The 14,106-nt window shown below is 43.6% G+C and carries 13 protein-coding genes; all 13 read right to left on the bottom strand.

Annotated elements, in window-relative coordinates; all coding sequences use genetic code 11:
* Nucleotides 1-56: 56 nt before the first annotated feature.
* The 13 genes from CXF86_RS00095 to CXF86_RS00035 all read right to left on the bottom strand — a co-directional run bounded on the left by CXF86_RS00095 (nt 57) and on the right by CXF86_RS00035 (nt 13,521).
* Nucleotides 57-752 carry a cytochrome c1 gene (locus CXF86_RS00095; protein ID WP_102038044.1) on the bottom strand — a complete coding sequence of 232 codons (696 nt, stop codon included), beginning with the start codon at nt 750-752 and terminating at the stop codon, nt 57-59.
* Nucleotides 752-1,966, bottom strand: coding sequence for a cytochrome b (locus CXF86_RS00090; RefSeq protein ID WP_101092522.1), 1,215 nt, complete (start codon nt 1,964-1,966; stop codon nt 752-754). The genes CXF86_RS00095 and CXF86_RS00090 overlap by 1 nt, the downstream gene beginning before the upstream one ends.
* Nucleotides 1,966-2,556, bottom strand: a complete 591-nt coding sequence (petA, locus tag CXF86_RS00085) for a ubiquinol-cytochrome c reductase iron-sulfur subunit (RefSeq protein ID WP_101092523.1) — start codon at nt 2,554-2,556, stop codon at nt 1,966-1,968. The genes CXF86_RS00090 and petA overlap by 1 nt, the downstream gene beginning before the upstream one ends.
* Nucleotides 2,557-2,972: 416 nt before the next feature.
* Nucleotides 2,973-3,851 (bottom strand): protease modulator HflC, encoded by an 879-nt coding sequence (hflC, locus tag CXF86_RS00080; RefSeq protein WP_102038043.1) that lies wholly within the window; start codon nt 3,849-3,851, stop codon nt 2,973-2,975.
* A 3-nt stretch (nt 3,852-3,854) separates the two neighbouring features.
* Nucleotides 3,855-4,994: an FtsH protease activity modulator HflK gene (gene hflK / locus CXF86_RS00075; RefSeq protein WP_101092525.1), complete on the bottom strand. Its 1,140-nt coding sequence runs from the start codon at nt 4,992-4,994 to the stop codon at nt 3,855-3,857.
* 48 nt (nt 4,995-5,042) lie between these two features.
* Nucleotides 5,043-6,338, bottom strand: coding sequence for a ribosome rescue GTPase HflX (gene hflX / locus CXF86_RS00070; protein WP_101092526.1), 1,296 nt, complete (start codon nt 6,336-6,338; stop codon nt 5,043-5,045).
* 20 nt (nt 6,339-6,358) lie between these two features.
* Nucleotides 6,359-6,637 (bottom strand): RNA chaperone Hfq, encoded by a 279-nt coding sequence (hfq, locus tag CXF86_RS00065; protein ID WP_101092527.1) that lies wholly within the window; start codon nt 6,635-6,637, stop codon nt 6,359-6,361.
* Nucleotides 6,638-6,732: 95 nt separating this feature from the next.
* Nucleotides 6,733-7,659 carry a tRNA (adenosine(37)-N6)-dimethylallyltransferase MiaA gene (gene miaA, locus CXF86_RS00060; protein ID WP_101092528.1) on the bottom strand — a complete coding sequence of 309 codons (927 nt, stop codon included), beginning with the start codon at nt 7,657-7,659 and terminating at the stop codon, nt 6,733-6,735.
* Nucleotides 7,652-9,508, bottom strand: coding sequence for a DNA mismatch repair endonuclease MutL (mutL, locus tag CXF86_RS00055; RefSeq protein ID WP_102038042.1), 1,857 nt, complete (start codon nt 9,506-9,508; stop codon nt 7,652-7,654). The genes miaA and mutL overlap by 8 nt, the downstream gene beginning before the upstream one ends.
* A gap of 25 nt (nt 9,509-9,533) precedes the next feature.
* Nucleotides 9,534-10,853, bottom strand: coding sequence for an N-acetylmuramoyl-L-alanine amidase (locus tag CXF86_RS00050; protein ID WP_101092530.1), 1,320 nt, complete (start codon nt 10,851-10,853; stop codon nt 9,534-9,536).
* On the bottom strand, nt 10,837-11,313 hold the full coding sequence (gene tsaE, locus CXF86_RS00045; protein ID WP_232775159.1) for a tRNA (adenosine(37)-N6)-threonylcarbamoyltransferase complex ATPase subunit type 1 TsaE: 477 nt from the start codon (nt 11,311-11,313) through the stop codon (nt 10,837-10,839). Before tsaE ends, CXF86_RS00050 begins: the two co-directional genes overlap by 17 nt.
* 81 nt (nt 11,314-11,394) lie before the next feature.
* Complete coding sequence (locus CXF86_RS00040; RefSeq protein WP_101092532.1) at nt 11,395-12,876, bottom strand: NAD(P)H-hydrate dehydratase; 1,482 nt, start codon at nt 12,874-12,876, stop codon at nt 11,395-11,397.
* A gap of 189 nt (nt 12,877-13,065) precedes the next feature.
* Complete coding sequence (locus CXF86_RS00035; protein WP_101092533.1) at nt 13,066-13,521, bottom strand: hypothetical protein; 456 nt, start codon at nt 13,519-13,521, stop codon at nt 13,066-13,068.
* Between the last annotated feature and the right edge of the window lie 585 nt (nt 13,522-14,106).

The following is a 14,106-nucleotide window of genomic DNA, read 5'->3' as shown; positions in this document are numbered from 1 at the left end:
GAGCAAAGCTCCCCGTTTACAATATGCGGATAATACATTCTACCCTTTAATAGGGCTTAGTGTACATCTTTCCAGTATTCTTTCTTTAAGAGGTAAGCCACAATAAAGAAAATAAACAGGAAGCCCATCACCCACCAACCTAAGCTTTCACGCTCAAGTTTTACGGGGTCGCCAGAGTAAACTAAGAAGCCTGTGATATCACGGACGTATTGGTCATACTCTTCAGCAGAGAGTGTTCCGCCAGTCGCAACTAAGGTTCCATCTTCCTGCTCAACTGCTAGGCCCTGAAGTTCTTGCAGAACATGCGGCATACCAACAGAGGGGAAAACAGTATTATTCACACCAAACGGACGGCTTTCATCTTTATAAAAACCCTTAAGGTATGAGTAAACCCAATCTTCGCCGCGAACACGTGCAACCAAGGTTAGATCTGGCGGTGTAGCACCAAACCACTTAGCCGCATCAACTTCAGGAATCGCATTTTCCATAAGTTCGCCTACTTTGGCTTCACCATGGACATACTTAGCGCTCATAACATCTAGCGGAATAGCGAGATCTGTTGCCACTCGCTCATAACGCTGATACTGAGTGCTATGACAACCTGCACAGTTGTTTTGGAAGTGATCCAAACCACGCTGCAGCGACGCTTGATCATTTAGGTCAATGTTTGCGTCTTCAAGGTGAGCACCGCCACCAGAAGCCATCGCCAAAGTTGGGACCAATGCGACTAATGCAATCAATAATTTTTTCATTAGTGTGTCAACCTCTCTGGAACAGGCTTAGTCTTCTCGTTCTTACTGTAAATCCACAGTAGTAAGAAGAAGCCGAAGTAAGTCACCGTAAAGAAACGCGCCGCATAAGTCAGAATTTCCGTTGTAGGAACTGCACCTAAGTAACCCAATGCAATAAATGATACGGCAAACTGACCAATGTTCAGCTTGTGGATCATGCTGCGGTAACGAACTGACTTAACCTTACAACGATCTAACCAAGGTAGAATGAACAGAACCGCAATAGCAAGACCCATGCCGATAACCCCGATTAACTTGTCAGGAATCGCACGCAAAATCGCATAGAAAGGTGTGAAGTACCAAACTGGTGCAATATGTTCAGGTGTCTTCATCGGGTTAGCCGCTTCAAAATTCGGCCCCTCAAGGAAGTAACCACCACCTTCAGGCATAAAGAACAACACATAACAGAAGACAATCAAGAATCCTGCGACGCCCATAATATCTTTGACGGTATAGTATGGGTGGAATGGGATACCATCTTTAGGCCAACCATTCTCATCCTTATTCTTCTTAATCTCGATTCCGTCTGGGTTGTTTGACCCCACTTCATGTAGCGCGATTAGATGTAAGAACACCAAAACCACAAGTACAAGCGGCAGAGCGATAACATGCAGCGCAAAGAATCTGTTTAGGGTCGCACCAGAGACAACAAAGTCGCCCCGGATCCACAATGTGAGATCATCACCAATAAATGGGATAGCACCAAACAATGAGATAATAACCTGTGCTCCCCAGTAGGACATCTGTCCCCAAGGTAGTAGGTAACCCATAAATGCTTCAGCCATCAACACCAGGAAGATAAGCATACCAAATAGCCATAACAGCTCTCTAGGCTTCTGGTATGAACCGTAGATTAAACCACGGAACATATGAAGATAGATGACAACAAAGAAGGCGGATGCCCCGGTGGAATGCATATAACGCAGCAACCAACCGTACTCAACATCACGCATGATATATTCAATAGAAGCGAACGCACCTTCCGCTGTAGGCACGTAGTTCATCGTTAACCAGATACCGGTAAGCAGTTGGTTAACCAGTACGAGCATGGCTAATGAGCCAAAAAAGTACCAAAAGTTAAAGTTGGTTGGTGTCGCATATTGACCGACATGGCGATTATACGTCGCGGTCATAGGAATACGTTCGTCAATCCAATCAATGATATTCTTAACCATTACGCAGCTCCTTTATCGACACCGATAATCACGGTACCATCATCAATATACTGATGTGGAGGGATGACGAGGTTCAATGGCGCAGGTACACCCTGGAAAACGCGACCAGCCATATCAAACTTAGAACCGTGACAAGGGCAGAAGAAGCCAGATGCAACACCTTCTACCTGCTCACCAAATGTATCTGGTAAGTAAGTTGGAGAGCAACCTAGGTGAGTACACAAGCCAACGGCTATGAAGTACTCTTCCTTAATTGAACGCCATGTGTTCTGCGCGTATGCAGGCTGCTGTGGTTCCACAGAAGCTGGATCGCGAAGCTGATCGTCAATAGCAGGCAGACCCGCTAAGATCTCCTTGGTACGACGAACAACCCATACAGGCTTACCACGCCATTCAACTCGAATAAGTTGACCTGGCTCGACTTTACTTATGTTTACTTCAACCGGCGCACCTGCTGCTTTCGCTTTGGCACTCGGATTCCATGACTTTATAAACGGAACCGCTACAGCAGCGGCACCAGCACCACCTACTACGGCGGTTGCTGCGGTCAGAAATCTGCGACGTCCGGTATCGACTGGCGCATTGCTCATCCACTTATCTCCAGAGAGTGTTGGAATTTTTGTTATATCAAGTTTCTCAAAATCTGACTTACAGCCAGAGATTAAAAACCTAAATTAGAGGCGGAGCTCATTATAGCCAAAAATTAGAACCAGATCATAGTTAAAACACAGAACTAAGTTAACTATGTTGCTTTAAATGCCTATTATGTATAAAAAGAAAGCATCAAGGCTAATAACTTCCGCAATCAAGCTCTATAGAACATCAAAAAACATCTTGTTTAAACACTGCTAAATTAGACACTTACACTCTTAGATGTAGGCTTATTATTGCTATGAGTGAATAGTTGACTGAATAGGTAGGAATTGGCGGTAGGCTATAAAATTAAATATTCAAAGCAAAAAAAGGGCCTAACGTTTGTTAGGCCCTTTTTTATCGAGTGATAAGATTACTTACCAGTGGAACTCTTCATGTATCTAAAGAATTCACTGTTTGGTTCAAGCACCATCACATTGCTATCACCAGCGAAACTCGACTTATATGCATCTAAGCTACGCATAAAGCTAAAAAACTCAGGATCTTTCGTATAAGCTTTTGCATAGATCTTAGCCGCTTCAGCATCACCTTTACCACGAACGGTCAGGGCTTTACGTTCAGCTTCTGCAGTCTGAATAGTCACACTAGCATCGGTCTTAGCACGAATGATTTCAGCCTGCTCTCGCCCTTGAGCGCGATGCTCTTTGGCAACAGATTGACGTTCTGCACGCATACGTTGATAAATACTGGTGCTAACGTTATCAGGCAAGTTGATCTGCTTAACGCGAACATCAACGACTTCAATACCTAAGTCAGCAGCACTTTCTGATGCATTTCTTAGCGCATCAGATTGCAGTTCATCACGGCTACCAGAAACGATCTCTTTAATCGTACGGCGACCAAACTCAGTGCGAAGATCGTTATTTATTTTACGTTGCAACAGCGATTCAGCATTAGCTTTAATACCACCATTGGTCGACAAATAGTAACGTTCAAAATCCAAGATGCGCCACTTCACATAAGAATCAACCATAAGGTCTTTCTTCTCTGAAGTCACAAAACGGTCCGCTGCACCATCTAAGGTTTGTACTCGAGAATCCAAAAACTTGACCTTATCAAGCATCGGGATCTTTATATTCAAACCAGGAGTGTAAACTCGCGTAACGCCATCATCTTTTAAGACTTTACCAAATCGCGAAACAATTGCGCGCTCGCCTTCGTTAACCACTAAAAGTGACGATAGAGTGATTGCAATAAGTACAGCGATTAATACCGCAGTAAATTTACCCATTACTTAATTCCTCCCCGTACGATCTCCTCTTGATGGGCGACCATCAAGAGGCATGCTGCGATTATTTGTCGTGCTATTCACCGACGTTACAGGCTGTGCAGGTTTACTTTTAGGACTCACTGACGTTTGTGACTGAGTATTCTGCATCAGTTTGTCTAGCGGTAAATACATTAAATTGCCGCTACTTTTAGCGTCAATAAGCACTTTGCTAGTCCCACTCATCACTTGTTCCATAGTATCGAAATACATGCGTTCACGAGTGACATCAGGCGCCATTTGGTACTCTGGTAGTAACTGTTCAAAACGAGCAACTTTACCTTGAGCTTCAAGCGTAACTCTTTGCTGATAGGCTTTGGCTTGTTGATCCATTCTCTGCACAGTACCACGAACCTTAGGCTCTAACTGACGAGAGTAAGCTTCTGCTTCACGGATAAAACGTTGTTCATCCTCTTGTGCTGCAATCGCGTCATCAAAGGCATCTTTAACCTCTTCAGGTGGACGAGCAGGCAAGAAGTTAACGTCAACAACGACAATACCAAGCTTATAGCTTTCGATAATGCGCTCTATCTCATCCCACGTATCACGTCGGATCTTATCTCGACCAGTGGTCAAGATATCATCCATCGTATTGTGGCCAATAACGTAACGTAACGCACTGTCAGTCGCTTCACGCAGACTGGCATCGGCATTGACTACACTATAAAGATAATTCTTCGCATTATTCACTCGATATTGAACGTCAAGTTGAACCAATACTACGTTTTCATCCGCTGTTAGCATGCTACCAGAAGCTGGAATTGAACGAACAGTTTGCACATTCACTGGAGTGACTTCATCAATAAAGGTCGCTTTCCATTGAAGGCCAGGATCAACTTCACCAATATAGCCGCCAAAACGCAGTGCAACACCCTTCTCAGCTTCTTTAACTGTGTAGAAGCCTGATAGGCCCCAAACCACAATAGCAATAGCCAAAACGATAACCAAGCTGATTGCGCTTATGCCACCGCCAGAACCATTACCTTTGCCGCCAAAGCGCTTAGAAAGGTTACGAAAAACTTCATCTAAATCAGGTGGTCCTTTATCGTTACCACCTTTTTTCCCCCAAGGGTCTTGACCCTTGTTACCGGGCTCGTTCCAAGCCATTTAGTACTCCATAGTGTATGAATTAAGCGAGATTACTAAAATAACAATTTATGCGACGACATCGTCGACGATAAAAGTTTCTATTTCACCAAGGCTCTGCTTTACCAGTCGACGCCAATCGGCCTCTAACAAGCGCACAGAGATCATACAGTTCCCCAGATCGTCATACTCTTTCTGCTGTATTACATCCAGTTTATAAAACTGGCCAAGATAATGTCCTGCCGAAGCAGGAATTTGCAAGGTTAGTTCTTTAACCGCTTTACCAACTAAATCGTTGATAGCTTCCTGAACTAGCTCCAAGCCTTTTTGCTGCTGGGCAGATACCCAGACTCGAATTGGATTCCCCTCATCATCGTAATCGATGCGAGGTTTCACCTCATCCAATAGATCGATTTTATTACAAACAATCAATTGTGGAATTTCGTCAGCATCGATCTCTTTGAGCACTCTTTGAACTTGCTCAAAGTTATCCGCCATGTTTTCATCAGCGCTATCCACGACATGTAATAACAAATCAGCTTGTCGTGTTTCCTGCAATGTAGCTTTAAATGCTGCAACAAGATCATGAGGCAAATGCCTAATAAACCCAACAGTATCGGCTAAAATAACATGGCCATCTGGTAACTCTAATTTTCGCAACGTTGGATCTAACGTTGCGAAAAGTTGATCTGCTGCGTAAACATCCGAAGTTGTTAATGCATTGAATAATGTAGACTTTCCAGCATTGGTATAGCCTACCAATGCCACTGTCGACATATCACTTCGTTGTCTAGCTCTACGACTTTGATCACGCTGTTTATCGACTTTAATTAAACGTCGATTAATAGTGCGAATTCGCGCTCGTAACAAACGTCTATCTGTTTCTAGCTGGGTTTCACCTGGTCCACGAAGACCAATCCCGCCTTTCTGCCTTTCTAGATGCGTCCAACCTCTAATTAGGCGCGTTGACATGTGGCGCAATTGCGCTAGCTCCACTTGTAATTTGCCTTCAAAGGTTCTAGCTCTTTGAGCAAAAATATCAAGGATCAAAGTTGTTCTGTCGAGTACTCGACATTCACACAAATGCTCTACATTTCGCTCTTGAGCTGGGCTCAATGGGTGGTTAAAAATCACCACGTTAGCATCTGTAGCCGCAACCATCGCAGCTAACTCTTCGGCCTTGCCCGAACCAACAAAAAACTTACGGTCCGGAGCACGACGACTTCCTGTAATAACTCCGATTGATTGGGCCCCAGCAGATTCAACTAAAAGTTTAAGCTCTTCTAGATCCTCTCGGCTATCTTCATCGGAGAAATCAATGTGGACAAGTACTGCTCGATCTCCGGCCTCATAACGATCAAACAAAAAGCAATCTCCTCAAAAAATTACTTCTCATCAATTTCATCATGCTGAGCGTTAAAACCAGCTTGAGCATTTGTCGCTTGGTGGTTACTCACGTTAAATGGACGTGAAGGTACCACTGTCGAAATAGCATGCTTGTAAACCATCTGGCTTACCGTGTTTTTAAGCAAGATAACAAATTGATCAAAAGACTCAACTTGTCCTTGTAGCTTAATGCCGTTAACAAGATAAATAGATACTGGAACGCGTTCACGACGCAATGCGTTCAAAAACGGGTCTTGTAAAGATTGCCCCTTTGCCATTTTCTAATTTCCTTTTTTATGAAATATCAATAGTAATTCTAATACTATAAAACTTTATTATTTAGTTTTAGTATTATACAGCTACAGCCAATAAGCTAGCGACTATATCGCATTACTGTAGCAAGATTGCTTTCGGCTCCGCTTTCTAGCCAAATTAAGTCAGGCCAACCACGTAGCCATGTTAATTGGCGCTTAGCTAATTGCCTAGTAGCAACAATAGCTTTTTCAACCATGGTTTCATAGTCAAATTCACCATCTAAATGCTGCCAACATTGCCGATAACCAACACATCGCATTGATGGCAGGTCTAAATGTAAGTCACCGCGAGCTTTTAGATTTTTTACTTCTTCTACAAACCCTTGACCTAACATCGACATAAAGCGAGTTTCTATCGCTTTATGTAACACTTTTCTGTCGTTAGGTGCAATCGCAAATTGCACTGCTTCGTAAGGGAATGCATCTAATTTGGTTTTCGTTAACTCGGTTAACGACTTGCCACTGATCCGAAAAACTTCTAATGCCCTCGCTAATCGCTGTGGATCATTAGGGTGAATACGTTCAGCGGATACTGGATCAATACTTTTAAGTTGGTCATGTAATGCTTGCCAACCTTGAGTGTCAGCTTCTGCTGCTATTTGTGCTCGAATCGCTACATCTGCTGCAGGAAGAGGTGATAAGCCGTCAATCAAGGCTTTGAAATACATCATGGTGCCACCCACCAGCAAAGGTGTTTTACCACGACCAATAATTTCTTCGATTTGGATCAGCGCATCTTTTCTAAAATCAGCTGCTGAATAACTCTCAATCGGATCAATAAGATCAATCAGGCGATGCGGCGCTTCAGCTAACTCTGCGGCATCAGGTTTGGCACTACCAACATCCATCTGTTGATAGATCAATGCTGAGTCCACAGAAATAATTTCGCAGTCATGGTTTTTGACAAGCTCAATGGCCAGCGCAGTTTTACCTGAAGCTGTTGGGCCCATTAAGGTGATAACTTTATGTTTTTTCTTGTCAGTCACTCTGAGATTCTTTCATCCATTGCTGCCAAGGTAATACTTGGCTTTGATTATAAAGGTCGCTGATGACACTGTCATCGAGTGCATTAAAAGCTAACCACGCCTCGGCAGTGGCAGTAAAACGACCTGAGGATTGCTCTGCAAGCCAATTAACTAATGCTGCGTCACAGGGTAACTCAAATCGGATCCATTGTAATAATGCTGGGATCACCGAAGCCAATTGGCTATCTCTCAGATATGGGGGCACTTTTTTGATAATCAACTGCCCGAGTCGAATAGATAACTCAATTCCCAACTTTCTCAGCAATTGCTCTCTGTTTTCAATGACCTCGCTCCAGACCTTATCAACAGGAACAGCAACAGGCATCAGCAATGGTTGACCAACAAGCCCTTGTCCTAACTTAGCACTTATCTCTTCACGCACAGTTGCTTTAATCACATCAACAATGCTCAGTAAGCTCAACGTGTCTTGCTTAGCGATCACCCAATACTTATCGGCTAATACGGGAGGCATATTGACAGTTGCGCCAGCCACCGCAGTGGTGGAACTGGTGCTGACGACATTAGTCAATGTCGCTGAAGTGCTGGTACTGAGCAAGCTACCATAGGCGTCTAAACTACTTTGCGAAGGTAAATTGACTTCCGCTCGGTGAGTTGCAGGCCTTAACGGGGCTTTATAACTGGACGGCTCGTCGTTGTAACTTGATGATGCTACTGGTGGGCGCTCGCTGACGCTAAAAGAGGAAGATGGCTTACTACTGACTGGTGCATAACCTTGAGCAGATGCAGTTGCTCCACTATTGGTCGATGGAAGCTCCCCTGTTATATCATGCAGTGACTCAATTCCCTCCAGCTCAGCAGACTGTGCCATAGCAGATTGCAATGCCTGCAAAATATAATCATGCACGTAACGGCTTTGATGGAAACGGACCTCATGCTTTGCAGGATGAACATTAACGTCCACTTGATGCGGGTCTAGCTCGAGCATTAATACATAACCAGGTGACACCCCTGCGGCATACTCAGAGAATGCTTGCCTTACAGCGTGATTCACCAGTCTGTCTTTAATCAAGCGACCGTTAACGTAAAAGTACTGTGTTTCACAATAGCCGGACACAGTATTAGGTGCTTGAAGGTAACCGCTTAAGGTTAAGTCATTATGCTGGCAACTAATATGCAAACAGGTTTCTGCAAATACTTTGCCACACACGAGCCCCAAACGCTGTAAGTATTGGATTTCGGTATTGGCGGGCCGATAATTGCGGACACTTTTACCATTATGCTTAAGGGTAAAGTGAATATCGCGCCTGACTAACGCAATTCGCTTTAACCATTCATCAATATGGGTGAATTCCGTTTTATCACTTTTTAAAAAACGACGCCTAGCCGGAGTATTGAAAAACAGATCGATGGCTTCAATGGTGGTTCCAACAGGATGTGCTGCTGGCAATATTTGCACCGCCATCTCAGTCCCTTCGGCCTTGGCTTGCCATGCTTCGGTTTGCGCTGCCGTTCTTGACGTTAAAGTGAGGCGAGAAACAGAGCTAATACTGGCTAACGCTTCGCCTCGAAATCCAAAGCTCATAATCGCTTCGAGATCATCAAGTGATTTAAGTTTAGAAGTGGCGTGCCGAGATAACGCTAATTCAAGATCCTCTTTAGGGATCCCTAAGCCATTATCCCTAATACGAATAAGTTTACTGCCGCCTTTGTCGATTTCGATGTCAACTTTTGTTGCTCCGGCATCTAAGCTGTTCTCCACCAACTCCTTGATAACAGAAGCTGGACGCTCAACAACTTCTCCAGCGGCTATCTGGTTAGCAAGCTGGGGAGGTAACTTTTCTATGGCCATTATTTACTCTTTAACTGCAACATGATTACGCTCGCGGAATGATTAACGTTTGCCCAATTTTCAAAGTATTAGATTTAAGTCTATTCGCTTTTTTCAAGCGACTAATAGAGATCTGATAACGATGGGCAATAACCGATAATGATTCACCACTGCGCACTTTGTGCTTGGTGTTACTTCTACTGGCGAGTAGTGTATTAGCGGGAGGGTTAGCTTCAAAATACTTAACCACGCCTTTATGTACTGCTTTGGCGATATTGTTCTGATGCTCTCTTTGGGAGAGTAGGCGCTCTTCCCTATGATTTGAAATAAATCCAGTTTCTACCAATATTGAGGGAATATCGGGAGACTTAAGCACGGCAAAACTGGCCGACTCAGGCTTATGTTTGTGTAGTTTAGTCACCTTACCCAAATTAGATAACACATCATCTGCAATATTGTGACTAATCGCCATCGAGCGATCCATCGACATATCGAGTAAAGTCATCGCCAAATATTGTTCATTATCCGTATTTTGAATAATTTCACCTGCACCACCGAGCAGTTCAGAGTGTTTCTCTTTTTGCTCTAACCAACGACCTATCTCACTGTTGGCACGGCGCATCGATAATACCCAGACAGACGCACCTTGCGGTTGGGGCGAGGTAAATGCGTCGGCATGAATAGAGATCAACAGATCCGCTTTACTGTCTCTAGCAATCTCGGAACGGCGATTCAAATTGACAAAATAGTCGCCAGTACGCGTCATCACGGCTTTCATTCCAGGTGTTGCATTAATTTTTTTCGCGACTTTCTTCGCTATCTGTAATACGACTTTCTTTTCATACATCCCTGTAGGACCGATAGAGCCGGGATCGTCACCGCCGTGACCTGCATCAATCGCCACCACCACATCGCGCAAAGCACTCACGGGTTTAGCTGACTGGCTTTTAGGTTTAGCGCTGCCACTATCTAAATCAACGACTAATCGATTGCCGTAAGGCGCCGTTGGTGGAAGTGCAAACAAGCTAGCTCTCAGCGGCTTAACTAAATCAATGACAATCCTGAGCGTGCCTTTTTCTGGCGGGGTGCTCTTTCTAATTTTCTTAACCAGCTTACTGTTGTTAGCAATTTTAGCTAAGTCGACTTTGTTTGATGCATTTTTCAAATCAACCACTAATCGATAGGGATTGGTTAGGGTAAAGTGCGTATAACTCGGCGATTGACTTAAATCGAAAACGATACGGGTAGACTCGGGTGCAGCCCATACCCTTACGCCTTCGAGCTTATTAGCACTCTGCGCAAAAAAGGAGGCACCAAAGGTAAAGAGTAATACTACTAACTTAAATATATTATTGTTTATTATCATTATTATTCAAACACGCCAATATTTGCTCACCCTTAGTAGAAAGGGCCTGTAATTCTATTTGTCGTCCAGTATTAACATATTTAATGTAGATATGTATATCAGCTTGCGGTAATAGACCGTGACCACGATCGGGCCATTCAACGATACATAAGCTACGCTCGGTAAAATAATCTCTTATCCCCATAAATTCGAGCTCTTCGGGATCATATAACCGATACAAATCAAAATGAAAAACGTCCATACCATTTAGCTCGTATGGCTCAACCAGTGCGTATGTAGGACTTTTCACCGCTCCGTCGTGACCTAAACTTTGAATTAAACCACGGCTAAAAGTCGTCTTACCAGCGCCTAAATCACCACTAAGGTAGAGCGTCAAGGGCGGTGTGATTAAGGCCGATAACTTACTGCCTAAACTCACTGTTGCTTGCTCATCATTAAGATCTAAGATAATTGATTGCATATTCATATTGATTTAAAAAGATGTCCTAGTAACACATTGGCTAGAATGCGTTACTTTAACCTAATCATCTCGTTTTCCAAACTAGATTTCATTAACCAGCTGATGAATATAAGACATTAAATCACTGGCTAGCATGCCTCGCTCACCGTCTTTAGCCGCGAGATCGGCTGCATCACCATGAATGACAACGGCTATATAAGCCGCCTGCATGTTGCTGAAACCTTGCGCCATCAAGGCGCCAATGATCCCAGAGAGCACATCCCCACAGCCACCGCTGGCAAGGCCAGGGTTACCAACAGGGGCGACAAGGCAGTCATTACCGTCATAGATAAGGGTACCAGCACCTTTTAAAACGATAACTCCTCCATATTTTTTATGCAGTGTACGAACCGCCTTGAAACGGTCCTTCTCTACCTCTTCAGTGCTCACTCCAAGTAGTCGACCCGCTTCACCTGGGTGTGGGGTTAGCACCCAATTCTTATTCGACAATGGAAAATGACACAGCAAATTTAATGCATCAGCATCAATCACGCTGGGTTTTTCAGCTAAGTCGACCGCCTTAAGTAAATTGTAACCCCAATCAGTTGTTCCCAAACCGGGCCCAATCACTAGAACATTAGCCCAACCCAGTTTAAGGTAAACTTCCATATCGACTAACTCACAACCCCAAAACATCAGTTCAGGTCGAGTGGTACAAACCACCGCATGATGTTCAGGTCTTGAAATCACAGTGACAAGTCCAGCTCCCGCTCTCAAACATGACTCAGAAGCTAATCTGATCGCACCAGACATACCAAAATCACCACCGATAACAGTAACTTTACCGCTATCACCTTTGTGGGAATCCCTTCTTCTTGGCAAAAAAATGTTCGGCAGATCGTTACTCACCAACTTCTTCACTTCACTGAGAGGCAAGAAAGGAGTTAAACCAATATCTGCCAGTAGTAACTTGCCGCAAAAGTGCCGAGCTTGACTGGTTAACAATCCTTGCTTAATCCCTCCAAAGGTAAGGGTTATGCTCGCTTCTATCGCAACCTGTTTAGTGATTCCGGTATCAGACTCTATCCCTGATGGAACATCAAGTGACACTACCCAAGCACTACTGCGATTCACAGCGCTAATTATCGCAACAAGCTCATCACTGAGTTCACCTCTAGCCCCGGTACCCAATAAACCATCAACAATCACTTCAGCTTCAACGATTCTATCGATACAAAATGGACAAGTTTTGCCACCAACACGTTCAAAATGTGCAATAGCAAGCAACAGCTCAGCAGTGGGGTTATGAGCCGCAGAGGCTTGTAAATAGACCGTTCTTCCAGCCTTAATTAACAGTGATGCAGTAACATAAGCATCAGCAGCATTATTGCCATGCCCCGCTAAAACCAAAATAGTTTGAGAGTTACCACTTTGAGTTTGCAGCTGCTCAAAGGCAGCAGCTGCAGCCCGTTCAACGAGCTCATAAAGGCTTGTCTTGCCACAACGTACAGCGCTAGCCTCGGCCTCCCTCACTTGTTCGACTGAGTATAATGATACTAATGCTGACAGATGTTTCTCGTTCATTAAGGTGTCCCCACGACAGAATTACGACCAACTTAGAATGTTAGTAACTCAGACTTAAACACAAATGAATTGTTCATCCGTAAGGCATTTAAATCACCGTAAGTTGATCTAACACAAGTATAGGCTGCTACAGGCTGGATCAAAAAAGGCACCTGAAGGTGCCTTTAATCGATAGAGGAAAGCTGACTCTTAGATGTCATCCATGCGGATACTGCTATGAACCAAACGCTGTTGCTGAATTTTCTCAACCCTAACGAGATCTTCAAGTGCACCTTTTGTCTCGGCTGATGCTGAAGAGAGAGAGGTCTTTTCAATTAAGCCAATCAGCTTATTATCGAGCTCTAGGTGTAGCTCTAAAATATCTTCTTCGCTCATATTTGCTGGCAGAGTTTGCTTTAAGCACAAAGCCGAAAAATCTTCAAACACAATATCCTTGTACCAAGTGTCGAGTATTTTCTTAGGAGCAGCATCGATATAGTTCTCAAGTTTATCGGCGGTTTGACGCTCATGCTGTTGAAAATATTCAAGCATTAGCTTTACACGTGACGAGTCAGCTTGTGAGTGTAAACGGCTATATAGCTGTGCCATTTCAAGTCGACAAGTTGCTACATAATTTAAAAGCTCACTAAGTTGTTGAATACGCATTTACCGCTCTCCTATCGCTTGCGTTTTAGATCACAAGCTAAAAATCAATTTGACGATATTATGAGCTGAACGCACTACGCAATAGTTGACGCTAGTCATACTTTGCCAACTAGAAAGTGGCCAGCCTTAAAGATAGTTAAAAAAATGAGTACTTGATCACGCCATTCCCACCTTCGTTTAAGTAGAGAGGTTTAGGGATTGAGCGATATGGGCCTTAAAGGAAGTATTCTTATCAGATAAAAAGAGTGTAAAAAAAACTGGCTTCTTGCTTCTGATTTAACAATAGTGAATACCAACCTATGCTCTTTACCTTAGAAAAAAATATCAGCTATTTCTATGAACATGGCAGAGCTAATCTCATGTTCATATTACGGCAGTCTTTAAAAAGGGAAGCTTAAATTTTTTAGCTGCAAGGGGAAGATTGGAGCGAGTTTTTGATGTTACAGAGAGTAGGTTCGAACTAATGTGCTATACCTTGGCAAAAAAACGGTATCAACTATTTCTAAAAACACAACTGAGCTAAGTTTGGAGTTTGGAGTTTGGAGTTTGGAGTTTGGAGTTTGGAGTTTGGAGTTTGGAGTTTGG

Source organism: Shewanella sp. GutCb (assembly GCF_002836135.1).
In the GTDB taxonomy this organism is placed as follows: domain Bacteria; phylum Pseudomonadota; class Gammaproteobacteria; order Enterobacterales; family Shewanellaceae; genus Shewanella.
The sequence above is the reverse complement of the archived record's forward strand: the minus strand, read 5'-3'. Positions and strand labels throughout refer to the sequence as shown.

Coding starts and splice junctions, on each gene's coding strand:
- CXF86_RS00095 (WP_102038044.1), bottom strand. CDS start 752: ATGAAAAAATTATTGATTGCATTAGTCGCATTGGTCCCAACTTTGGCG.
- CXF86_RS00090 (WP_101092522.1), bottom strand. CDS start 1,966: ATGGTTAAGAATATCATTGATTGGATTGACGAACGTATTCCTATGACC.
- petA (WP_101092523.1), bottom strand. CDS start 2,556: ATGAGCAATGCGCCAGTCGATACCGGACGTCGCAGATTTCTGACCGCA.
- hflC (WP_102038043.1), bottom strand. CDS start 3,851: ATGGGTAAATTTACTGCGGTATTAATCGCTGTACTTATTGCAATCACT.
- hflK (WP_101092525.1), bottom strand. CDS start 4,994: ATGGCTTGGAACGAGCCCGGTAACAAGGGTCAAGACCCTTGGGGGAAA.
- hfq (WP_101092527.1), bottom strand. CDS start 6,637: ATGGCAAAGGGGCAATCTTTACAAGACCCGTTTTTGAACGCATTGCGT.
- mutL (WP_102038042.1), bottom strand. CDS start 9,508: ATGGCCATAGAAAAGTTACCTCCCCAGCTTGCTAACCAGATAGCCGCT.
- CXF86_RS00050 (WP_101092530.1), bottom strand. CDS start 10,853: ATGATAATAAACAATAATATATTTAAGTTAGTAGTATTACTCTTTACC.
- tsaE (WP_232775159.1), bottom strand. CDS start 11,313: ATGCAATCAATTATCTTAGATCTTAATGATGAGCAAGCAACAGTGAGT.
- CXF86_RS00040 (WP_101092532.1), bottom strand. CDS start 12,876: ATGAACGAGAAACATCTGTCAGCATTAGTATCATTATACTCAGTCGAA.
- CXF86_RS00035 (WP_101092533.1), bottom strand. CDS start 13,521: ATGCGTATTCAACAACTTAGTGAGCTTTTAAATTATGTAGCAACTTGT.